Annotated in this window: 22 protein-coding genes; 18 read left to right on the top strand and 4 right to left on the bottom strand. The window is 39.1% G+C overall.

What is annotated here, in order from left to right:
- Positions 1–117: 117 nt before the first annotated feature.
- Positions 118–1827, top strand: coding sequence for an amidohydrolase (locus tag ISU00_RS15385; protein WP_228851560.1), 1710 nt, complete (start codon positions 118–120; stop codon positions 1825–1827).
- A 118-nt stretch (positions 1828–1945) separates the two neighbouring features.
- On the opposite strand, the gene ISU00_RS15380 is transcribed toward ISU00_RS15385, so the two are convergent.
- Entirely contained in the window at positions 1946–2590 is a 645-nt protein-coding gene (locus ISU00_RS15380) for a fasciclin domain-containing protein (protein ID WP_228851559.1), read from the bottom strand.
- Between the two features lie 185 nt (positions 2591–2775).
- On the opposite strand from ISU00_RS15380, the gene ISU00_RS15375 reads away from it, so the two are divergent.
- Positions 2776–3612 carry a DMT family transporter gene (locus ISU00_RS15375; protein ID WP_228851558.1) on the top strand — a complete coding sequence of 279 codons (837 nt, stop codon included), beginning with the start codon at positions 2776–2778 and terminating at the stop codon, positions 3610–3612.
- Positions 3613–3619: 7 nt separating this feature from the next.
- Here the strand turns inward: ISU00_RS15375 and ISU00_RS15370 are convergent, their stop codons facing one another.
- Positions 3620–5428 carry a glycoside hydrolase family 2 protein gene (locus ISU00_RS15370; protein ID WP_228851557.1) on the bottom strand — a complete coding sequence of 603 codons (1809 nt, stop codon included), beginning with the start codon at positions 5426–5428 and terminating at the stop codon, positions 3620–3622.
- Between the two features lie 234 nt (positions 5429–5662).
- Between ISU00_RS15370 and ISU00_RS15365 the strand changes: the two genes are divergently transcribed.
- Positions 5663–7381: a GH39 family glycosyl hydrolase gene (locus ISU00_RS15365; protein ID WP_228851556.1), complete on the top strand. Its 1719-nt coding sequence runs from the start codon at positions 5663–5665 to the stop codon at positions 7379–7381.
- 27 nt (positions 7382–7408) lie between these two features.
- Here the strand turns inward: ISU00_RS15365 and ISU00_RS15360 are convergent, their stop codons facing one another.
- Positions 7409–8989: an alpha-N-arabinofuranosidase gene (locus ISU00_RS15360; RefSeq protein WP_228851555.1), complete on the bottom strand. Its 1581-nt coding sequence runs from the start codon at positions 8987–8989 to the stop codon at positions 7409–7411.
- A 253-nt stretch (positions 8990–9242) separates the two neighbouring features.
- On the opposite strand from ISU00_RS15360, the gene ISU00_RS15355 reads away from it, so the two are divergent.
- Positions 9243–10016 carry a sulfite exporter TauE/SafE family protein gene (locus tag ISU00_RS15355; protein ID WP_228851554.1) on the top strand — a complete coding sequence of 258 codons (774 nt, stop codon included), beginning with the start codon at positions 9243–9245 and terminating at the stop codon, positions 10014–10016.
- Between the two features lie 72 nt (positions 10017–10088).
- Here ISU00_RS15355 and ISU00_RS15350 read toward each other — a convergent pair whose 3' ends face one another.
- Positions 10089–12377 (bottom strand): T9SS type A sorting domain-containing protein, encoded by a 2289-nt coding sequence (locus ISU00_RS15350; RefSeq protein ID WP_228851553.1) that lies wholly within the window; start codon positions 12375–12377, stop codon positions 10089–10091.
- Between the two features lie 443 nt (positions 12378–12820).
- Here ISU00_RS15350 and ISU00_RS15345 point away from each other — a divergent pair, with 443 nt between their 5' ends.
- The 14 genes from ISU00_RS15345 (at position 12821) to ISU00_RS15280 (ending at position 22432) form a co-directional block, all read left to right on the top strand.
- Positions 12821–13600, top strand: a complete 780-nt coding sequence (locus ISU00_RS15345; RefSeq protein WP_228851552.1) for a DUF6090 family protein — start codon at positions 12821–12823, stop codon at positions 13598–13600.
- Between the two features lie 591 nt (positions 13601–14191).
- Positions 14192–14620, top strand: coding sequence for a hypothetical protein (locus tag ISU00_RS15340; protein ID WP_228851551.1), 429 nt, complete (start codon positions 14192–14194; stop codon positions 14618–14620).
- Between the two features lie 2 nt (positions 14621–14622).
- Entirely contained in the window at positions 14623–14829 is a 207-nt protein-coding gene (locus ISU00_RS15335; protein WP_228851550.1) for a hypothetical protein, read from the top strand.
- Complete coding sequence (locus ISU00_RS15330; RefSeq protein WP_317174316.1) at positions 14826–16820, top strand: phage/plasmid replication domain-containing protein; 1995 nt, start codon at positions 14826–14828, stop codon at positions 16818–16820. The genes ISU00_RS15335 and ISU00_RS15330 overlap by 4 nt, the downstream gene beginning before the upstream one ends.
- Before the next feature lie 195 nt (positions 16821–17015).
- A complete protein-coding gene (locus ISU00_RS15325; protein WP_228851548.1) occupies positions 17016–17924 on the top strand; it encodes a hypothetical protein in 909 nt (302 codons plus the stop codon).
- A gap of 62 nt (positions 17925–17986) precedes the next feature.
- A complete protein-coding gene (locus tag ISU00_RS15320; protein ID WP_228851547.1) occupies positions 17987–18811 on the top strand; it encodes a hypothetical protein in 825 nt (274 codons plus the stop codon).
- A 48-nt stretch (positions 18812–18859) separates the two neighbouring features.
- Entirely contained in the window at positions 18860–19153 is a 294-nt protein-coding gene (locus ISU00_RS15315) for a hypothetical protein (protein WP_228851546.1), read from the top strand.
- Positions 19154–19171: 18 nt separating this feature from the next.
- Positions 19172–19354, top strand: a complete 183-nt coding sequence (locus tag ISU00_RS15310) for a hypothetical protein (protein WP_228851545.1) — start codon at positions 19172–19174, stop codon at positions 19352–19354.
- A gap of 20 nt (positions 19355–19374) precedes the next feature.
- On the top strand, positions 19375–19779 hold the full coding sequence (locus ISU00_RS15305) for a hypothetical protein (protein ID WP_228851544.1): 405 nt from the start codon (positions 19375–19377) through the stop codon (positions 19777–19779).
- Between the two features lie 8 nt (positions 19780–19787).
- On the top strand, positions 19788–20315 hold the full coding sequence (locus ISU00_RS15300; RefSeq protein WP_228851543.1) for a hypothetical protein: 528 nt from the start codon (positions 19788–19790) through the stop codon (positions 20313–20315).
- Between the two features lie 10 nt (positions 20316–20325).
- Positions 20326–20538: a hypothetical protein gene (locus tag ISU00_RS15295; protein WP_228851542.1), complete on the top strand. Its 213-nt coding sequence runs from the start codon at positions 20326–20328 to the stop codon at positions 20536–20538.
- A gap of 5 nt (positions 20539–20543) precedes the next feature.
- Entirely contained in the window at positions 20544–21194 is a 651-nt protein-coding gene (locus ISU00_RS15290) for a lysozyme (protein ID WP_228851541.1), read from the top strand.
- Between the two features lie 192 nt (positions 21195–21386).
- Positions 21387–21788, top strand: coding sequence for a hypothetical protein (locus tag ISU00_RS15285; protein WP_228851540.1), 402 nt, complete (start codon positions 21387–21389; stop codon positions 21786–21788).
- A gap of 2 nt (positions 21789–21790) precedes the next feature.
- Positions 21791–22432, top strand: a complete 642-nt coding sequence (locus ISU00_RS15280; protein ID WP_228851539.1) for a hypothetical protein — start codon at positions 21791–21793, stop codon at positions 22430–22432.
- The last annotated feature ends 200 nt before the right edge of the window (positions 22433–22632 follow it).

Genomic DNA, 22632 nt, shown 5'->3' with positions numbered 1-22632 from the left:
AATCTTGACTCTATAAATTATGTTTTTGGTTTGATGAAAAAGTATTACATATAATAAATAATGCATTAAACAAAATTTAGATTATTTTTAGAAAGAGGACAATTTCAAACAAAAACGATGAAAGCTTCAATTTTAATAGTACTTACTTCTTTGTGTTTAGTCTCATGTAAAAGGGACCCTAATGTTACGAATACCTATCAGGAAATAAATGACGGAGTTTTTGCCTATTTCGGAGGGGATATTATTACCATGGTTGGAGATTCTGCGCAATATGCAGAAGCTTTGGTTGTTAAGGATGGAAAGATCGATTTTGTTGGATCTGAAACTGATTTAGACGAGGTATATCCCCAAATCAACAAGGTTGATTTAGATGGAAAGACCTTATTGCCAGGTTTCGTTGACGGTCATTTACATTTCACTTCCTTAGGTAGCCAGGCCTTAGCAGCTAACCTTTTGGCTGAACCAGATGGTAAGGTTAATACAATTGATGATTTGATTGTGGAATTAAAACAATGGTCCTCTTCCAATGACCTAGAAATTTTTGGTGGTTGGATTGTTGGGCTAGGTTATGATGACGCAATCTTAGGAAGGCATCCTAATAAGACCGATTTAGATAAGGTTAGTATGGATATCCCTATTATGGCCATTCATATTTCAGGTCATTTTTGTACCGTAAATAGTAAAGGATTGGAGATTTTAGGAATAAATTCTGAATCGAAAGACCCTGAAGGCGGTCAAATTCGTAGGGTTTCGGGCTCAAATGAACCGGATGGCACTTTGGATGAACTTGCAGCCATCCCTAATATGTTTAAAGTACTTTCACCCACTGATCCAGAAAAAATTGACATGTTTTTGGCTGCGGCCCAAGAATTAGCTTTTAGTTTCGGTTATACGACCGCACAGGAAGGAAGGACCACTACCAGTCACGAAACATTAGAGAGTTTTGCCAATAGAGGAAAATTAAAAATCGATGTGCCTGCGTATATCGATTATACAAGGCCAGAATTATTTGACACTGAGTGGTACAATAAAGGGTATAAGAACCATTACCGAATAGCAGGTTTAAAGTTAACCTTAGACGGATCTCCTCAAGGCCGTACAGCTTGGCGTACAATTCCATATTTAATTCCTCCCCCTGGAGCAGATACCGATTATAAAGGGTACCCTGCCATCCCTGATGAATCAAAAGTTCAAAATATTGTGGATATGGCCTTTGAAAATAATTGGCAGCTCTTAACACACGCTAATGGAGATGCAGCCATTGATCAAATGATTAAAACAATTGGTAAGGCTTCAAATTCTTATGGAAATACCGAAAGACGTAATACCTTAATTCATGGTCAATATTTGAGATATGATCAAATTGATAGTTTAGCAAAATATCACATTATACCATCACTTTTTCCTATGCATACCTATTATTGGGGAGATTGGCATAAACAGATAATTGGGGAGGAAATAGGAGATAAAATTAGTCCGATAAAAACTGCACTGGAAAAATGTGGTATCGTAACCAGTCACACGGATGCTCCGGTTGCACTTCCTAATTTGATGATGATCCTATGGACAACTGTCAACCGTGTTTCTCGTAGTGGAAAAGTTATAGGTGCATCTGAACGATTAACTACTTATGAGGCGTTAAAAACAATTACAATCTGGGGAGCTTATCAACATTTTGAAGAAGATACTAAAGGAACATTAGAGAAGGGGAAAATTGCAGATATGGTTATTTTAAGTGAAAACCCTTTAAAGGTGGATCCAATGCAATTAAAAGATATTCAAGTACTGCAAACAATTAAGGATGGAGAAATAGTATATAAAAAATAATCTTTGCTGATATTTTATTCCCTAATAGGGTTTAGATAAAAGAGTTTATCTTTTTAAATAACTAAAGGCCACTTATGTAGTGGCCTTTAGATAAACATCAATCTAACTAACAATCTAATTAATCAACCTCTATGGGCAGAATGACTTGATCAATAACGTGAATAATACCGTTAGACGCTGATATGTCAGCATAGGTAATATTGGCTGAATTTCCTACAGCCATAATCTTTAAATCAGGATACACATCGAATGTAGGACCTAATAATGTTTCAATGGTCCTCATTCCGTTTTTAGGAACTACACTATTAGAAGCTCTTCTTCCATCAGTGACGTGATATAATAATACATTTAATACCAATTCGGGGTCTAAATCTGTAACACCGTCCACTTTAAGAAAATCATAAAGTGCATTGAAAGCGTCATCAGTTGGTGCAAAAACAGTGTATTGGTCTTTCCCGTTTAAAAATAAGTTGACCAAACCTGCGTCAAGTTCTGCATCTACATAAGATAATGCCGATACTAACTCATTAAATCCGCCTCCGATGGCAATAGCAGCGATTGGGTCATCTCCTTTCTTAGGAGCACCATTTCGTTCTGCTGTAGAATTGTCAAATTTAATAGCGTAGGAATCGATTGTCTCATATAAAGACATGTTAGGTTCATCTTGGATCGGTTCCACACTATCAGAATCACATGAAGAAAGGGTGAAGGTTAAAAAAGTGATAAGTGCGATTTGGGGTAATTTGGTAAACATTCGTAACATCGCAATTATTTTTTAAGATTAACTGCCTGCAAGATATGAAGTACAATTCATTTTGTTTAAACATTTAACAAAATCTTTAAACAAAAATGGATGAACGGTATGATTATACTGATCTTGTATGATTCTACTTACATGTAAAATTTAAAAATTTGATTCATTATCCATTATTTCATGCTTACATTTGAATGGAAAGCTGGATGAGCCCCATGGGCTATACGGTTACAAGAATGTTTTTTGGAACGGTGATTTTTTGGATTATAGGTTTCTTTATAAAAAAGGATCGTTTCATTGAAAAAAAGGATTTGGTAACGATTGCCATTGGAGGGTTAATGGGCTTTATTGGTACTCAATTTCTGTTTTCACAAGCCTTGGAATATACAACCCCTGTTATTTTTTCATTATTAATGGCGCTAATCCCAGTGGTAGTTCTTATTCTTTCCGCAATATTTCTAAAAGAGCTTGTGTCGATAAGAAAGGTTTTGGGTATTTTAATAAGTATAACTGGTGCAGCTATAGTGATACTTTTTAATAATGCTCAAGGAAGTTCAGGAGGAAGCCACCTTTTGGGTGTGTTATTTTCGGTATTGTGTGTCCTTTGTTATGGGGGATATATGGTAATAACTCGAAAAATTTCCATGAAATACCATCCGTTAACCATAGCAAAATGGATGTTCTTGGTCTCTGCTGTTGCAGCAATTCCTTTTAGTTTTGGGTCATTGAGAGATCAACCGATTTATTCAGATCAAGCAGACCTAACCGCTTATGGTCTATTGGCTTTTGCCCTTCTTTTTTCTACAATTATTGCTTTCTTTTTAATGCCATTTGCTTTAAAACGGCTAGAGGCAAGTATGGTAAGTGTTTTTATGAATTTACAACCAATAATTGCATCTATGATAGCCATTTTGGTTGGGCAAGATCAATTCACTTGGGATAAACCTTTGGCTACGTTAATGGTAGTTTTCGGAGTTTATATGGTCACTACTAATTCATCTAGGCACTGGCAAAACAAGATACTAGCTTAGCCGTTAATTATTTTTTATCATAGTATTCCTTCAATACAAAAAATGCCTTCTTCTTAATCCCTTTTTCTGAAATCAACCCTTTTCTATTCCACCCATCCTGAATTCCAGGTAATTGTCTTAAGGGAGACATGAAATCTACCAATATCCAAGGGGTCATTCCTACCATACCATCAATTTTGTCAAACATGGCAATACTTTCTTTGTATTGATACTCTTGGAATTCTTCACTCCAGCGCGTTAATTTATCACCGTGAAATCCTTGTAGTGCACCACCGCCAAATTCGCTGATAATGATAGGTTTTTCAAATCCTGAGGTAAATGATTTTTTTCTACTTTCATCAGGTAATCCGCCATACCACCCTAAATACTCATTGATGCTTAGAATATCCAATGTTTCAATAAGTGGGTCATTGTAGGTATATACGCTATCTGGATGCCCATCTAATTCTTGGTCTTTTTTTATAGCAGCAGAAATTAATCTGGTTTGGTCTTTAGATCTAACAAATTCTGCCAGTTCAGTTAAAAATTCGTTGCGAGAGGGAATGGGGGCTGTCTCATTTGCAATAGACCATATTATTGAACTTGCACGGTTATAATCGCGATTTATTAATTCAGCATATTGGGCTTTTGCCTTCTTTAAAACCTCTGGGTTTTCCCATTGTATACCCCAATATAAAGGAAGTTCTTCCCAAAGAAGTATGCCTAACTTGTCTGCAAGGAGGACCAATTTTTCTTGGTGTGGATAATGGGTTAAGCGAATAAAGTTGCAGCCTAATTCTTGTGCCCAACCTAATACCAATTGGGCATCTTCGATAGTGTTGGCCCGGTTTTTCGTTAAGGGGTTTTCATCATGTAAACAAATTCCCTTTAAAAATATCGGTTTCCCGTTAAGAAGAATCTCCTTTCCTTTAGTTTCTATGGTTCTAAATCCAATCTTATCGGTAATAATGTCTTCACCTGCCTCAATTGTAACAGTGTATAATTTTGGGGTTTCAGGAGACCATAATTCCAAATTTTTGACATCAACCGTGAAGTCAATTGAACTTTTTGAATTGGTATTAATTTCCTGTTTAATATTTAATTCAGGAATTGAAATTTGAGCTTTTTCTGGCAACGAATTTCCTGTCAGCTCAATTTTAGCGTCGATACGTTTTGTTTTACTGAGCAAGGTAGATTTGTCCAGGGATAAAAAATAGTTGTTGATGAAGGTCTGGGGTACTTCAATTAATTTTACATCTCGAGTAATGCCACCATGGTTAAACCAGTCATGGACTTTAGCCGGAATATCATCTGCATCTCGCTTATTACTTACACCGATAATTAAAAAGTTCTCCTTGTCTCTAATAAGATCTGTAACCTCAAAACTGAATGGGGTATAACCGCCCTCGTGCTTTCCCAATACCTCCCCATTAAAAGTAACCGTAGCAGTTTGGTTTGCTGCCCCAACGTATACAAAGTATCTCTTATTAAGGGAAACATTAGGTTTGTCAAATGTTTTTCTATACCAAATGGAAGCTTCATAATATAGTAATTCTGGTTTTTGGGTATTCCATCCACCAGGAACATAAAGTGTTCTTCCTTTGGTGAAGCCATATTCTACACGGTCTGTTTTGTCTTTAGTTTTGTAATTTTCAAAAATGGCTCTTCCTCCCATACCTCCTGTTTCATATGGGTCTAGGATATATTCCCATTTACCATTTAAGTTAGTGTAAGTTCGATTTTCAGAATTTGAAATAAAGGTGGATTGGGCGGGGCACCAAAAAGAACAAATGCATAAAAGAAGGGTTACAACCTTACCAACTTTGGTCAGTTTCATTTTACATAAAATATTAGGATGAAATCACTTATTACTACATGCCAATTGACAAGACCAACAAGGTACTAATTTAAAATCTATCACCTTTATTTAATTCAATATTCAGACATAGTATAAAAGCAAATAGATGTTCTAAATTTTAGTTTAATTTTAAGGGAGCCTCATAAACTGTTTTTTGCCTAACCTAAATGATATAGTCATATTGAATTTAATATTTATAAAACAGTAATTGTAATGATTTCACAGATAAAACTAAAGATAAAAATAGGGTTGAGGTTTGTGGTAGTATTTCTGATAACCTACAAACTTACCGCACAATCCACTAATGCAGACAATGTAGTTATAGATGTCGATTTTGAAAATGAGATTGGGCCAATGAATCCTATTTGGGCCTGGTGGGGCTATGACGAACCCAATTATACCTATATGAAGGATGGAAAGAAGTTGTTGACAGAAATATCTCAATTTAGTCCTGTGCCGGTTTATGTAAGGGCTCATAGTTTGTTGGTAACAGATGAAGGCCCAAGAGCCGCATTAAAGTGGGGTTCTACCAATGTTTATACTGAGGATCCTATGGGCAATCCAATTTATAATTGGACAATTATTGACAGTATTTTTGACACCTACATTGAGCGCGGAATGAAGCCCTTTGCTCAAATAGGATTTATGCCCAAGACACTTTCTATTAAACCAGAACCTTATAGACATTTTTGGAAACCTGGTATAGCCTATGATGAAATTTACACTGGTTGGGCTTATCCACCAAATGATTATGAGAAATGGGCAGAATTGGTATTTCAATGGGTAAAGCATTCAATAGAACGTTATGGTAGGGAAGAGGTTGAAAGTTGGTATTGGGAAGTATGGAATGAACCCAACATAGGATATTGGAGAGGAACAACTGAAGAGTATATAAAATTATATGACTATGCAGCTGATGCGGTAAAACGTGCATTACCAACTGCCAAAGTGGGAGGACCTGAAACTACGGGGCCTGGTTGGGATAAAGCCGCTGAATTTCTCCGAACCTTTTTAGACCATGTTAAAAATGGAACTAATTATGCCACCGGTAAAAAGGGTACACCTCTAGATTTCATAACCTTTCATGCAAAGGGCAGTCCAAAGGTAGTGGATGGTGTGGTTCAAATGAATATGGGTGCACAGTTGAATGACATTAGAAGTGGTTTTGAAATTGTTTCATCCTATCCAGAGTTTAAGGATTTACCCATAATTATAGGGGAATCGGACCCTGAAGGTTGTGCTGCCTGCTCAGAAGCAGATTATCCCCATAATGCTTACCGTAATGGCACCATGTATTCAAGTTATACCGCGGCATCTTTTGCTCGAAAATATGCAATGGCAGACGTTTATAAGGTAAACCTTTTAGGAGCGGTAACTTGGGGTTTTGAGTTTGAAAATCAGGCATGGTATGCTGGTTATAGAGACATGGCTACCAATGGAGTTGATAAACCGGTGTTAAATGTATTTAGAATGTTTGGTATGATGAGAGGGAAACGGATAGAGTTAAACAGTACTCATTCTAACTCCTTTGATTCTATAATCCAAAATGGAGTTAGGGGAGACCAAACAGACATTGGTGGACTCGCTTCCTTGGAAAAAAATTCAGCTTGCATAATGGTCTGGAATTATCACGACAATAATGAGGATATGGGTAAAACAACCCCAGTTGAGATAAATTTAAGCGGTTTATCTGAAAAGAAGGTATTGCTTGAGCATTTCACAATAGACCAAACAAATAGCAATTCCTATAATTTATGGTTAAAAATGGGCAAACCACAAAATCCAACCGCTGACCAAATTTCCCAACTAGAGAAGGCAGGGCAATTGAAATTGGCAACTTCACCTATCTACATTTCAATTGTTGGAGGGAAAACAACTCTCAATTTAGATTTGGAGCGTCAGGCAGTTTCCCTATTCAAACTGAGTTGGTAAAAGCTAGAATTTTTATTTGTACTAGTGTTATTTATCAATAGATCCTTTTATAAGAGTAAAAGAATGTGGGGGAAAAGAGTAGGTGAACGATTTGCCATTCACGGAAATCGAATTCTTTTCTGTCGTCTTTACTTTTTCACTATTAAAGTCATTTTTATCCTTCACGGTTTCACCATTTACTTCGTATATAGAAAATTGACCTTTAAAGGTTCCTTCTTGAGTAATCAAATCAGTTGAGATGGACTGATCTAAATGTCTGTTTACAACGGCAAAGATAACCTCATTGCCATTGATTGCTGCAGAAACGTCCAAATAAGGAACAAATTCTTGTTGTGTTGTTCGTTCACCCATACCGTTGGAAAATTCTTCAGTGCTATATCCTTCACAATCCACGAATACATCTAAAGAAGTACCTTTCATATGATTAGCCATGAGCTCTAATGGAAAATAAATTGTTTGTTTGTACATATCATTTTCCGAAGTAAAGATTGGCCCAATTACATTTACTAATTGTGCCATATTGGCCATTTTAACAATATCGGCATTTCTCACAAATCCATTTAAAAATCCTCCAATAACAAGTGCATCTTCTAAGTTGTATTTCTCCTCTAAGGCTCGGGTACCCCTAGCGTCGTTACCTCTTCTTGCCCTATACCACACATTGTATTCGTCCCAAGCGATATAAATAGGATCGCGGTCGCCTCTATTGGCATGTTGCATCTCACGTTCTATCATGCCTTTAACAATACGTGTGCGTTCCTCCATGACTAATGGAGTGGAAACAAAATTGTAATAATTATCTGAGGTATTACCCACATAAATATGTAAGGCGATATAATCAACTACATCTTTCAATTCCGCCAAAACAGTTGCATTCCATTCATCTGGGTTTGCATTTCCGCGATAGTTTGAAGATCCAGCAGCAATTAATTCGATACTAGGGTCTGTGCGTTTCATCAATTTTGCTGCTTCACGTGCCTTCTTGGTATAATCAATAGAATTTAAATGCCCCATTTGCCAAGGCCCATCCATTTCATTGCCTAATCCCCAATATTTTATTTTATGAGGTTCTGAATATCCATGTTCTTTTCTCAATTCGGCATAATAGGGTCCATCTTTCACATTACAATACTCTACCCAACGCTGGGCTTCTTCAATAGTTCCGGTACCCAAATTCACAGCAAAATAGGGTTCTGTGTTTAGTTTTTTGGCGAAATCAATAAACTCATTTGTCCCAAATTCATTGGTCTCAAGTCGATACCATGCAAGTTCCATTCTTGGTGTCCTATTAGGTCCAACACCATCTAACCAATGGTAATTGGAAACAAAATTACCACCAGGGTAGCGGGTAATGGTAACATTAAGATCTTTTGCTGCCTGTAAAACATCTTTTCTAATTCCATCCTTATCTGATAATGGAGAATTAGGATCGTAAATTCCTCCATATACGCATCTACCCAAGTGTTCTACGAAATTTCCATATATAAGAGGGCTGATTTCACCAACCGTTCGGTCTGGGTCAATTTTAATTCTTGCCTTTTGAGAGGTTGATTGCCATACTACAAATAATGCAAATAGGATGATACAAAGAAGAGACTTAAGTTTCATAATGTGCTATATAGTTTAATTGAAATTTTTATTAAGTAGGACAATTATGTGTAGAGTAGAGGAGGCCGAAAACGAAAATTAAATAGAACACTTAAGATAAGTATTTACTTTCATAAGTAAAAATATAGTATCATCTGGTTTTTTCACCAATAACTTAATTTTATCAGTTCCATTGAAATATCATTGATATGGCTACATTTGATAGGAGTGTAGAGAAATTTTTGTAATAAGTTTTAGAAATAATAGGATTCAAATGGAAATAGTGATTATATCAATTGTGGCTTTCCTCGCGGCTATATTAACTTTCTTTTCTGGTTTTGGTTTAGGTACAATCCTAACACCAGTTTTTATGATATTTTTTCCTGTGGAATTGGCAATTGCTTTAACCGGTGTGGTTCATTTCTTCAATAATATTTACAAATTGGGTTTGGTAGGAAAAAATGCAAATAAGGACGTGCTTGTTCGATTTGGAATTCCTGCAGTGATTGCCGCTTTGGCTGGAGCTTGGGTTTTAATAAATATAAAAGACACTCAACCGTTGTTCTCCTATGACGCCTTCGGAAACAATTTTGATGTGTATCCCGTTAAATTTCTAATCTCGATACTCCTCATTATTTTCGCCTCAATGGATCTAATTCCATATTTCAGCAACTTGAAATTTGGTAAAAACAAATTACCAATTGGTGGAGCCTTAAGTGGGTTTTTTGGTGGTCTGTCTGGTAATCAAGGTGCATTAAGAAGTGCTTTTCTTATTAAGGCCGGACTTTCAAAAGAAGCATTTATTGGTACGGCGGTTGTTGTGTCCACTTTTGTGGATTTTACCAGATTAGGTATGTATGCCACAAAATTTTTAAAATCTGGACTGGTCGACAATTTAACAATTGTACTTATTGCAACACTTTCAGCCATAGCAGGTGCCTATATTGGAAACAAATTATTAAAAAAGGTAACATTAAGATTTCTTCAGGTTACTGTGGCAATTTTGCTTATTGTATTATCCATAGCCCTAGGTGCGGGAATAATATAAAAAAAGTGTACTAGATTAATGTTGGCATTTCTTTTATTTAATATCAAACATCTGCTTACCAAGTATTTATTCTTATTTAATCACAAACCGATTTATCAATTCAATCGATTTTTCACCTTTCAAAATCATTAAGTAAACTCCGCTAGCTAACATTTCTGTGTTTACTTTGGTTAGGTAATTACCTGGTTTTTTAAATCCATTTTCTACATTCATCAGTTTTTTGCCATTAAGGTCATGTATAGAAATATCAATATTGTCAGGAGTAGCAACTTCATAAGAGATTGATTTTGTCGTAAAAAAGTAATGCAGTTGTCCTTTGGTTTTTACCTTCTTGTTAAGTACTTCAACGTAAGAGGTGGTAAAGCTTGCATTGCCAAAATCATCAATAGCCTTATAGGTAACTGAATAAGTTCTACCGCCATTTTTACCGCTCATTTCTGCCCGTAAATCAAAACTTAAATCTTCAGTGCCAAAATCTGCCCGCATAATATCTGGTTCTGTATTGCCACTTCCTAATTCATCTACAGCATCGGAAGATTCTATAGAAAATAGCTCTGTGCTGACTACCGAACCACAAAGATCTGTTGCATTGACAATTGCTAGAATCTCAATCATTTTATGGTTTGGAGGCCATATGGTGTTCGGAGTAAGTGTAACATACAATTCTGGAGCTGTGGTATCTTCAACAGTAACCAAAACGGTATCGGTATCACTATAACCTGTCTCGTCATTTATAGTTAGCAATATGCAATGAACACCAAGTGGTAAATCGATAATTGCTTTTTCTCCGTACACTGTTCCATATTCGCTTGTCCATATAAATTCTAAATTCTCAATATTTTCATCTGTTGATGAGGACCCATCTAATATAACTTCTGTAAAATCCTGACCGGTACATTCCACAATTTGATTTTGTCCCGCATTAGCAATTGGAGCCTTATTTATGTCTGCAAAGAAATTTATAAGGGAATTAGACACTAAGCATAGTTCGGGTCTATATGGTCTATCGGGCCACAATAAATTATAAGTAAAGTTTTCTAGCATCAACATTTTATTTTTTCTACTCGTTTTGTCACCATGAGACCAACCATCTACTAAGCTCCAAGTACGGGCGGGCCATGTAAGTCCTGCACAGTCATCACCACAATTAGGACTTGTTCTCAATCGAACGCCTAATGGTACGGTTGTTCCTGGTCCACGATAACCAATTATTTCTCCATGGCCATCCGCCGCCCACCCGACACCGTCGTAAGAGGAGCAACAAGCTTCTGATGTAGATGTGCCTAAAGGCCATCCTCCCGGGTCCTGGTTTCTTTCAAGCCCATTAAATGCATAAGTGGTTTCTACAGCTCCTTGGCTTGTTAAACCCCCTTGTGGAGGGGTATGGACAAATGGTTGATCCGCATAAAAGTCGAATGGGAAAGCAGCTTCTTTTTGATATCTATGAAAAAGGTTAACAATGTTTTCTTTAAAAACAATCGTTGGGGCATTATCAACAAAGAATTGGCCTGTACATAAAGGATCGGTGGAACTAATTAAGGGAGGCCTCCTTAACCATTCCCCAGTCGGAGTACATTTAGGATTGAATATTGTACCCGTATTTTCAGTACGTCGATATCCTCTGAAATTGTCACGACTTACTCGCCAGCGTGTCCAATTAAAATCTTTAGTTGTGACTCTGGCAGGTCCAGCAAAGGGCAAATTTCTGTTTCCTACTGGGTCTATTGGAGCCAATATATCAATGATTTCATTAGTTTCAGAACCAAGATGAACGACCGCTCCACCACCCATACTGTGTCCGGCTACGATTATGATGGCATTAGGATTATACTCTCTAATTTTTCTTAAGAAGATTTTTGCATCCGCAACAAACTGATAATCCTCACCCGGCAATGCCTTTAAGGCAGCTGTAGCGGGGGTAGCAAATTCAGCAAGATTGACTCCTAAATTCCCCGGGTCCGATTCTTCATGGTGTAATGGTCGTTCCATATAAGGAGCTAAAAGATTATTCCACCATGAATAATGAACATAAGCTCCCTTATCCATTAGATAACGAGCAAAATTATAGAGCATCAATTCATCTAAGTACGCATTACTGGCATAACCACTAACAATTAAAGCATAAATTGGACGACCATTTGGTATTTGGATTGTCTCATTTAGGGGCGTTTTTAGATTCCAAATTTTTGGGACTTCATGTGTGCCTTCCCTCAATCCTTCATTGATGGCTGGTAGATTGATGGTTATAAAATCTGGTGGGGAAGTAGTGTCTTCACAATCGTTTTGGCCGATTAGTGTTGAAATTGCTGTAAATAACGATACCATTAATAGCGCCACTTTACGGAAATGAAATAGTTGCATGATTAGCTGTTTAGATTAAATAAGCCTAATAAAGAGTAGATTGGGATCAGCTAAAAGAAAGGTAAAAGAGAGTAAAATTTAATAGGGGAGTGGTAACGATAAAACACCCTATAAGGTTATATAAGATAGTTAAGGTTTAATGGTTTTAACCCTAACACCGTTAAACCACCCAATTACTCGCTTAATGGTAATAAAATATTGATAATAAGTTATTTAAGGTATTAATTGTTATTAAAGTCAATAACCGAAAAGGCAGAAGTAGGTAAAAATTAAATTGAATTGAGAATGATGTTTGTATAAATCAAATCTAATGAGGAAGGCCATGATTATATTTGTAATAATCAACAAGCGCGCATGCTTTGTTGGTTCGGTAAGAGCTGAAAAAACGGTCTCATTTTAAATTGTAAATACTTAAATATCATATATTTATATAAAAATTTCTAATGATAAAAATCTTTAGAGAGCTAAGGCGTCAATTAGTAATGATATATAAATTTGATAAGTATATCTTATATGCAATCGGGGAGATCATTCTAATTGTAGTGGGGATTTTAATTGCCGTTGGGATTGGAGAATGGCGATCTAATGTAAAAAACGAGCAAGAGTTGAAATCATATTATGAAAGCCTTTATTATGATTTAAATCAAGATAAGGACAGCTTAGATAGTTTAATAATATTGTTTGATACTGCATCTCGTGCTATATATCAAGAAATTGATAAGATGCAGACAGGAAAATACACTCAAGATTCTCTATATTCAAATGTACCAGGCTGGATGGTATATTTAACTGAGTTTACTCCGTCCAAACCTACCTATATGGAAATTATTTCGAGCGGAAAATTACAGCTATTCACAAATGAGGATATAAAAAAGCAGCTATTGAAAGTTTACAATAGTTTATACCCGGAAGTACAATTTAGACAAGTCGCAACCAATGACTATATTCGATCGAACAGAACCGAAGGTTTGATGGACACTTATCGTTGGTTAATGATAGTCCAAAATGATAGACAAGACTACACAACTGTAAATTTAACCAATGAGATAGCACCGATAAAGCATGATTGGCTCAATGACAGGCAATCCGAAAAGTATTTAAGGTTTGAAAATTACTTAACTATAACCGGGTCATCCTATCAGGGATTCACTATTAGGTATCGTAAGATTATTCCTGAAATTGAATATTTAATGAAATTGATGAAGGATGAATTGAATAAATAGATGTATTGTCATTTGTTCTATAATTTACGATATGCAAATTTTTACTTTCCTCCCAACGTATTCATAGCCAATACTTAGCGTGTTGATATTTATTTTTTTTGGCTAAGAGTCCTAAATTATTATTCTGTAACTACTTGAATAGGAAAATAATAGATTTTTATAATCTTAAACTGATTCTTTTTTGATCATTTTTTAATGGCTAAAAAGCTATATAATAATCGATTAAAACAGGGGTAAAAAACCCTAACCGATTCTGTTATATTTTATGTCTATTGTGTTACAACTTTGTTTAACCTAAAAAATACTTTTGCCGCCCTAATTAAATAAATAACCTATCGCTTTAACATTACGCTATGATTACTTTAAAACGCCTTAACTGGCTATTTAAAATAACCGTATTACAAAAAATAAACCTTAAACAAAATTCCCCCAACACTTATTCGCGTATTCGATTTTTAGAATTTCTGAAAATCTGAAGAAGTGCGCAAAATACATATCGAAATATATAAGCGTGATAAAAACGTTTATCAGATCCCTGTTGGGTTTTCTCAATATCTGAATTTCCGATCACGCAATCAGGCTAGGGATTTTTTGACAAAATACAAACTTGTCATTGAAGCCTCTGTAAGATCACTTAGCATAGAGATGGGCCAGATCTATTCTCTGTATAGGATGTATTATTTTCAACTCGATGTTTTCGATTCAAGGCATATCAATGAATGTCTAGACTCGTTCAACAAACAGTGCGAATATATATTCAAGGAATACTCAGAAGGCAATTCATCCTTTGTGTTTCGGGCAATCGAAACGTGTTTCAGTGAATGTTTCAATATCATTGATATTCTGAAATCATTTGCTCAACGCAATAAGGAAACTGCTCTCAAGTATCAAATCTATGCTTTGCACAAGACTTTGGATTCAGTTCATAACACTTACCACGAAGAACGAAAAACCATTGAGCAAAAGGCGAAATACCTCAAAACGGATTCTCCTGTGATCAATCTTAAAAAAGCTAATTAACCGTGAAACTCATATACAACCTACAATCGTTGGTCTGGTCCAATATCATGACCATCTTGATGCTCGACTTAGAGTCCTCCAAAAATGTTATTAACCAAGTCCACCAGAACATAATTAATGGAACCAAACCCATAACGGACTATTCAGAACAGATCAAATTGGCCTACGAAGTCTATCTATACAACTCGGATATTTTGAATGCTTCATGATCGATTCCCTCACATTTACGGTTCATAACTGTAATGCCTTGAGGAAAAGAAAACCGTCCGAAAACGAAGAGGACTACCAAAAAAACCCGTACCTAAACCCTACGGCCCATAACCTTTATCTGGCCCTAAAGGAATACGAAAACCAATACATCGAGCGAAAGGTCGAATTGTTGGACGTTTCCAGATATGCGAACAAGAGGGTGTTGGATGCCTTGGGAAAGTCAGTCAGGAAAGTCTCGTTTGTAAAATCGCCAAAGGTTCTATTGGTAAGCAAGGGAGAAGAAACACTCTATACCAAGAATACCTTTGGAAAATGGAATATTCTTAGTTCCAATTACAATGTCGTTTTCAATGTACGGTCAAGCCAACAGGAGATCGATTTCCAGTTGTCGTTTCCAAAATACCTCTATGGCCATTCGGTCGCACAGTTCGTCCCTCATAACGATTCGGCTAGGTTCATCCAGAATGCCACTAGGATCGTATCGCCAAGGGTACAGGCTGAAATGCTCTTTGAAAGGGCAAGGGATTTTATAGAGATCTTTCTCCGTGATATGGGCTATGCCTTTGGTATTGTCGTAAATGTCGATTTCAAACAGATCTCCCTCAAGACAATGGATCTCTGTTTCAACCAGTACCACCATACCAAGCAACAGGCATTATCCCTAATTGAATGCCAGAAGAAAATGTTCAACAAACGCCTGAGGAAAGACAATAAAACCAATAAGGCGGAAGAAACGGCCCTATATTACCGAAACTCTGCCAGAACTTGGTATTTCAAGATCTACCATAAGGGATCCGAGTTCAACAAGGTGGGCAAATCCGACTTCAAGCGACTCATGGCAGTCAACAAGGATTATTTCGATTATGTCTACAACGATCCAGAGAACCCCAAGGATTCCATGAGGTTCAGAAAGGAACTGGAAAGTTTAAGGGAACTGTTACCTGTGGATTCCATGTACAAAGGCATCGAGGAATTTTTCGGAATCTATAAAGCATCGGCATGTGCCTATATCAATACACAGTTTGTTTTGGAATTTGAAAAGTTGATGCCTTACCAAGTCTATTTTCTGTTGACCGAAGCTGATAAGATCGTCAGATACGAGATGCAGTTTTCATCCACCTATCTTTCAAGCCTATACAAGAGAAATGTTTTTTGCAAAGATTCGAGGGATTGGAAACACCTCAAATCCCGTCATTCAAAGGTCCAACAATACTATAACCATATCAACAAAGGTCGAAATGACAAGGCCAAGCAATATAAACGTAAACATAACATAACAGCCCAGTGTATCAATGAATATCAGGCAGTCCATAATTTCCTCAACAGTACCAACGATTTCTTTTTCGATACAGATTCCTCGGTAAAACACCTTGAGGAATATTTTTCCATAAAAGACAGGGTTTACAAAGATCGCATGGCACACGGTTATAGGATACAATGTGAAAAGACGGCCACCTTATCGCCTGAACTTTTTATGACCGCCTATGGAACCTTTTTTGAGGAAATCAACTATTATAAGGTCGAGGGGATCTCCAATCCAATGACACTTATGGAAAAGATTGACAAATACAACAATAATACATATAAAAGAAAGCAGGTCTTTATTCAGGCCAATGGACAGGACGCCTACAGGAATCTGACAAGGGCAAAGAAAATGAATCTGGATATGATCGAATTCAACCGATCACGACTTCAAACCTACTTGGAAGCTTTGGACGAAGGTTATTCACTTGACCAGATCAGGAGCCAGTACAATATCCAGAGAAGTGCCTTTTATGACCTCAAGAAAATCCTTAAGAAATTCTCCCTAAACGAACAGAAGATCAAGAGCCAGTATGACTTCACCACGGCACGTTTGGATTACTTCACCTATTACCGTCTGCTCTCCAATGGAGCCTATGCAAGAAAACTGTTTGCCCCAAATGAAGCTGGAACGAGGATCGACTCCCATCTGTTTAAATTATCCACAGAATTGCGCAATTCCGCATAATGGCCCAAAACCGCCTCTATATTTGCCCTTTCAATCATAAAAAACCCAAAATGAAAGGATTTCCATTTATAACTGCTGCCGTTTGTCTATTGGTCGGAGCAAAGTTTTCGGATGACATCAAGAATGCCCTGAAAGATGTGCCACTTATCGGTGACTTGTTAAACAAAACAGCCTAATTTCAAAAATTAACCTACTATGAAACAGACCCTAGCTTATAAGCAGCAAAAGACCATTTCGGTAACCGAGGAAAGTATCTCAGCCATCCAATTGCTGTTGAAACTGGCCTCTTCCGATACGCAGGTAAACTTTGATGCTGCATCCCAGACATCTGGCGTCGGAGAGGATACCTTTGACAATATCTTTATCACTGCGACCTTAAAAGGGCAATCGAAAGAACCTATCAGGATCTATGACGGCCTATCCATGGCAGACATCATCAGGATCCAGACCAAGGATGACTGGACCAAGGACAATGGTTGGAACGCCTTCAAATCGCAGGATGTGACCGAACCACTCACATGGATAGCCCCATTGGAACTGCCCATGCCAGTGCTCAACCTAAAGAAAGGCGAGGTATTGGAACTGGATATCCGTTTCCAAGGAGCCTCCATCGGCCACAGTATCGACCTGAATTCGTCCTCAATGGTGGTCTCTACAAGAAAGGCAGTTGCCAAACAGAACGGTATCACCGTGATCGAGCGTATTGCCATGGACGACGAGTACAAGAAAAAGTACAACATCGCAGGCAATGTGGTTAGTGCCATCTATGTACAGCCCAACTGGGATGGTACAGACAGCAAACTCTTTGATTTAGTGGATTGCCAATTGCAGTCAGACCTATTGCAGGCCGACATCAATGTCATGGAAGCAGCCACCATCGGAAAGAATGCCTATAACAATGTGCCTTCTGGAAAGTTCCTCCCATTATTCGAGTCTACCACCGCCCTTAAGGACGTGGTAATGGAAATAAGGAGAAACAAGGCCAATGGCGTTATCGCATACATTTTGTTACAGAAATTCGTCATGAGCCCACAGATGTACCAACGTTCAATGGCTGCTGCCAGTAGCCATGCATCGGAGAACATCCGTCGATTGGTCAGCTAGACCGACCCCATCATTTAAGGAGAGGGCCTTAACAGGTCCTCTCTGTCAAAAATTAACCTACTATGTCCTTTTCCATACCACAATTTGACTTTTCAAGTCTTGCAGGTGCCACGACCAGTAATACGGCCTTTGCCTCGACATCCTCAGCCAGTACCGAGAGCCTCATTGGAGCAGCGACCAGTATTTTTGGCAGTGGTTCCTCAGGTAAACATAGCGGACAGGGTCTTATTACACAAGGGATAGGATTGGCCCTCAATGCCGTCTTCCCTGGTGCAGGGATTATCTTCAACCAATTCGCCAAGTCGGATTTCCTCGGCATATTCAGTGGTGTAGGTGATATCCTCGCCAATGGTTTCGACCTGTCATGTTGGGGATCAACATACAACCCCGCAGAAGAAACCAAGGTTCTGGAGGAAAAAATAGCACCTGTAATTCAAGAGGCCTTCGCCAAGGTCCAGAGTTCCGTTACCGCAGAACAGTTGACCGTTGCCATCAATGAGCTATCCCAACTTATCCATTGTGGACAGCTTTCCTATGAGTTCAAGATCAAAGCCAACAACTGGTCAAAATGCACCAAGAAAGCATTGCAGTTGGGAGTTGATTTCCATGAACCGTTCAAACAGAAATTCAGTGGCCTAGTAGCTGCCCTAAGGTCCAATTTCAATGTGACTTCAACGGGATATAAGGTGTTTCCAGATAATGTCTTCAAATGGAAGACTGGCTATGAAAAGACCATTGGTAAAAAATTCCAACAATCAATGAAGTATCCAACCTATAGAATTATCGCCAAGGCGGGATCTGGTACAGGTTCACCTGAGGGAAAGAAGTCGAGCCCATCATCATTGATCATAGGAGCGGTATTATCCAAAGTTCTGGGGATATGGTAATTAACACAATATACCTAAAGCAAAAAATCAATTAAAAAATAGGAACCAATGAACCTTATAAGCGTATTCAAACAAGTATACCACCAACGATTTTTCTGGATCGCAGAGAACCCAGATGAAATTAATAAAGCCTTCCATACGGTCGAAAAATGGGGCGAGAACGCATCCACCGAATCCGAGAACGGAGTCAAGAAGATGTACGCAAAGCTGCACAAGAACCCACTGTTCCTGTTGGCGTTGCCGCTCATCTACATTTTTCTGTCCTATAAGGCTGCCCAACTCTCCGACAAGGATTGGCTGGACCAATTCGTACAGGACCGATTGGGAAGAAACGATGATTAACCCCAAATCTATTATACCATGAATGCATTAAAGAAAGATGCTGGCGTTAGGGCCATAAGCCGCATGTTGGGTGGAGCACCCACCAGACGCAGACGCAGAAGGCGAACCTCCAAAAGGGTAGTTGCCAAGAGAGCCTATGTAAAGGGCCTAAGGCGTGGCAAGGCCATCGGAAGACGCTACGGACGAAGGAGACGATATTAACCCAGATTTAAGGTAACATTATGACAACTATTGTTTTATCAGCCTTATTGTTTTTGTTCTGGCAGAAGACCAAGAAACGTGAAAAGGTATCCTCGGTCAATGAACTCGAGGATATGCCCGTGACAGAGGTATCGTTGCCGTCACCCATAACGGCCCAGTCCCTTTCCGTTTCAAAGTCCCTCTCGAAAGTTCCACTCATCGCACAACCGACCTTCAATACCGAACCGATTGTGAAGCCAGTAAGTGAACTGGCAAGTGTTTCATTGAAGACCTCGCCACTGGTCCTTGACAGACCGATCGAGGTCAGGCTGGGGGAGAGCAGCATCGAACCGCTCAAGTCCTATATCAAGCCTGCACCCATCAAGATCGGTGGCTGTGGCTGTGATGCCTTGGGCAATTGTAAGTGTGAGGACCATTTAACCTAAAAAAGACTATGGCTGTAAGATACATCTATACTGGTGCCACGGCCGTTGGCCGTTCGGCCTACCGTGGACTCTCAAGGAAGGGGTTTACCCTTAATTGGTTCGTGGTGGTGGCCGTTGCGATCTATTTCTATTTCAGGGGAAGATCGGGAGGTTCACCCTTCAACGACTATTCCAAGAACCCAGAGACGCCCTATGATGCCACCAATGTGACCATCAGCCAACAAAAGGCGGAGATCTATGCCAGACAGTTGCTTTCGGCCATGGACGGTGTCGGAACCGACGAGCCCACCATCGAGAACATCATCGACAATCTGAAGACGGCCGACGACTATAAACTGGTCCATGTGGAATTCGGTTCCAAGCCCTATAATGGTTTTGGACTCCCATCGGATACGATCTTCAGTGATCCCGAGGATTTTCCCAAGAAGAACCTAGTCGAGTGGCTGCACTCTGAGATCAGCCTGATCCATAACCCCATATTGTTCAACAAGATCAAACGCCTAGTCAATGCGGCAGGCTTTGTCTTCAGTAACTAAACCCTCCCATATGAGTAAACTATTGTTATTCCTCTTGTTCTTGATAAGCCCATTGATCCTGATTGCGGCTGTAATAGTCAGCCCATTGTACTTTGGCTTTAAGATCTTCGATAGGGCCATGTCCTACCAAGAGGCCAAGAAAGGCTACAACAAACCACCAGAAAACCCTTTGATGTCCATGTTCATGCCATTTGTAAAAAATGCCATGACCCCCAAAAAATAAACGCTATGATGAAAATCAGTGACAACGGCCTAAGCCTTATCAAGGAATTCGAGGGCCTTAGATTGACCGCCTATGACGATCTCAACCCAAACAAAGACCTACAGAAAGGCGACCATATCATCGGCAAGCTGACCATTGGCTATGGCCATACTAGGGATGTCTATGTCGGCCAGAAGATCACCAAATCGACTGCCGAGGCCTACCTCAGACAGGATATGGAATTTGCGGAAGTAACGGTCCGCTCGGCCGTTACCGCACCCATCACCCAGAATATGTTTGATGCCCTTGTGTCCTTGGTCTATAACATAGGCTCACACAACTTTGCCGACAAAAAGTATGGTTCCAATCCCTACTATGGTTCAACCTTATTGCATAAGCTCAACAAGTTGGACTATAACGGTGCAGCCGAACGCTTCGAGGACTTTGTTAGGTCAGGCGGCAATGTGCTTGCAGGTCTAGTGAGAAGGAGAAAGGCAGAAAAAGTGCTCTTTGAATCCCATATGTTCATCCAGAGCTATCAGGATCCCAAGACTGGTGGATCCGTTTCCATCACCGATGGATTGCAGAACGAGGATGTGGTCATAGTCGAAAAAAAAAAGGATAGCCTGAGTTGGCTGTTGCTTCTTTTGGCATTGGGTGTATGGAAATTGACATGATAAGGTCCGAATCCCTGCATATGGTCAAGGTATGCACCAATGCCATACTTGGTGTCTTCGGCATTGAGGTGTTCAAGCACTTCTCCATTGGCATGGTGACCGATACCATCCAGTTGGGGATCGGTTTTGTAACCCTTTTCTATGTCTGCCTTAAGATCACCTCGCTGAGGATCGATATCAAACGAAAACGAAATGAACAGAATTCTAAACATCCTTAAGGGGATCTTCTCGGATCCCGAGATCTACGACAGGCTCTTTGAACTCTTCAAGGGCGATAAGGCCAAGCAGCGTGAATTTGAACTCAAGGTCCAGACCCTGATTGCCGAGCGTTTCAAACAAGAAATAGACGACCTTCAGGATGCTAGAAAAATGCAGATAGAGGCACTCAAGCAGAACGATCGTTTCTCTAAACGGTTTTTGTATTACATGACTGCCTTTCTGATCTTCTGTACGATCGGTGTGTCGCTGTTTCCCTTCTTTATGGAATTCCCGACTGAAAATACATCCGAGATCCAGAGGGCTACCGATTTCCTGTACACTGTGACAGGGGCGAGGGTAATCGCCTATTTCTTCGGAACAAAACTAAATACTTGATTATGGTAACTATCCCAAACTGTGTAGCCGAGGGCTATCTCAAAGAACTTTATGGTGAAGCCAATATCAACTTCATCGAATTCAAATATTTGAAAGATACCAAACAGTTGCACGAGCCAAACAAATATGCCGTGTACTTTGGTCGATTCAATAAAACCGTGAGGGTGATCTCCAACGGCGTCTCCTTTGATATGCTCCCTTCTCAATCCTACCAACACTTTGACAAGGTACTGAGTACAAAAGTAGAGGGGGAGCAGTATGAAGGCTTTATCATCCACCTGTCCAACATTCAGGACGTGCCAAATGTGGTTGTGGAGAACCCTAATTACCTGATAATGGACTTCCAGACGACCCTTTATTCACCCTTGCCACCAAAGGAGAAGTTTTGGGTGCGTATCGAGGCCCACCAGAATGATGTATTTGATTACCTGATCTACGAGGGCCTAATTGCAAATGGTAACAAACTTGAAAACCTACGTCCCAATAATGGGGACAAGATCGTACTTGCGGATCTGGATTACCAAAGATCCGAATCACAGTATGACCAGAATGGTGGTGGTTATGCCTTCTCAGGACAGATCGATCCCTATACACAAGGACAGATCTCACTCTTTATAGCCTTCTCGCAGAGCGGCCCCAGTTAAATAAATTACTTGTTTCGTTTATAGTGACGTTGTGTCCCAAGGAAGGCTGCCATTAGGCGGCCTTTTTTAGTGTGGCCTGCTGCTGTTTTAGTCGGTGGATCTCTTTTTTGAGTCTCAGGTTCTCAAAATAGCAGTCCACCAGAAAGGTGACAAGCTTTGAATTGGTGTTCAAGTTTTCTATGGTCTTTATGGAATTAATT

The sequence above is a fragment of the Aegicerativicinus sediminis genome (assembly GCF_015476115.1).
GTDB classification, from domain to species: domain Bacteria; phylum Bacteroidota; class Bacteroidia; order Flavobacteriales; family Flavobacteriaceae; genus Aegicerativicinus; species Aegicerativicinus sediminis.
This window is presented reverse-complemented; position numbering and strand designations above follow the sequence as displayed.

Excerpts from the sequence above, each read along its gene's own strand:
- ISU00_RS15345 (WP_228851552.1), top strand. The coding sequence starts at position 12,821 with ATGATAAAAATCTTTAGAGAGCTAAGGCGTCAATTAGTAATGATATAT.
- ISU00_RS15320 (WP_228851547.1), top strand. The coding sequence starts at position 17,987 with ATGTCCTTTTCCATACCACAATTTGACTTTTCAAGTCTTGCAGGTGCC.
- ISU00_RS15310 (WP_228851545.1), top strand. The coding sequence starts at position 19,172 with ATGAATGCATTAAAGAAAGATGCTGGCGTTAGGGCCATAAGCCGCATG.
- ISU00_RS15375 (WP_228851558.1), top strand. The coding sequence starts at position 2,776 with ATGGAAAGCTGGATGAGCCCCATGGGCTATACGGTTACAAGAATGTTT.
- ISU00_RS15305 (WP_228851544.1), top strand. The coding sequence starts at position 19,375 with ATGACAACTATTGTTTTATCAGCCTTATTGTTTTTGTTCTGGCAGAAG.
- ISU00_RS15330 (WP_317174316.1), top strand. The coding sequence starts at position 14,826 with ATGATCGATTCCCTCACATTTACGGTTCATAACTGTAATGCCTTGAGG.
- ISU00_RS15360 (WP_228851555.1), bottom strand. The coding sequence starts at position 8,989 with ATGAAACTTAAGTCTCTTCTTTGTATCATCCTATTTGCATTATTTGTA.
- ISU00_RS15280 (WP_228851539.1), top strand. The coding sequence starts at position 21,791 with ATGGTAACTATCCCAAACTGTGTAGCCGAGGGCTATCTCAAAGAACTT.
- ISU00_RS15365 (WP_228851556.1), top strand. The coding sequence starts at position 5,663 with ATGATTTCACAGATAAAACTAAAGATAAAAATAGGGTTGAGGTTTGTG.
- ISU00_RS15315 (WP_228851546.1), top strand. The coding sequence starts at position 18,860 with ATGAACCTTATAAGCGTATTCAAACAAGTATACCACCAACGATTTTTC.
- ISU00_RS15290 (WP_228851541.1), top strand. The coding sequence starts at position 20,544 with ATGATGAAAATCAGTGACAACGGCCTAAGCCTTATCAAGGAATTCGAG.
- ISU00_RS15380 (WP_228851559.1), bottom strand. The coding sequence starts at position 2,590 with ATGTTACGAATGTTTACCAAATTACCCCAAATCGCACTTATCACTTTT.
- ISU00_RS15385 (WP_228851560.1), top strand. The coding sequence starts at position 118 with ATGAAAGCTTCAATTTTAATAGTACTTACTTCTTTGTGTTTAGTCTCA.
- ISU00_RS15325 (WP_228851548.1), top strand. The coding sequence starts at position 17,016 with ATGAAACAGACCCTAGCTTATAAGCAGCAAAAGACCATTTCGGTAACC.
- ISU00_RS15350 (WP_228851553.1), bottom strand. The coding sequence starts at position 12,377 with ATGCAACTATTTCATTTCCGTAAAGTGGCGCTATTAATGGTATCGTTA.
- ISU00_RS15370 (WP_228851557.1), bottom strand. The coding sequence starts at position 5,428 with ATGAAACTGACCAAAGTTGGTAAGGTTGTAACCCTTCTTTTATGCATT.
- ISU00_RS15355 (WP_228851554.1), top strand. The coding sequence starts at position 9,243 with ATGGAAATAGTGATTATATCAATTGTGGCTTTCCTCGCGGCTATATTA.
- ISU00_RS15300 (WP_228851543.1), top strand. The coding sequence starts at position 19,788 with ATGGCTGTAAGATACATCTATACTGGTGCCACGGCCGTTGGCCGTTCG.
- ISU00_RS15285 (WP_228851540.1), top strand. The coding sequence starts at position 21,387 with ATGAACAGAATTCTAAACATCCTTAAGGGGATCTTCTCGGATCCCGAG.
- ISU00_RS15295 (WP_228851542.1), top strand. The coding sequence starts at position 20,326 with ATGAGTAAACTATTGTTATTCCTCTTGTTCTTGATAAGCCCATTGATC.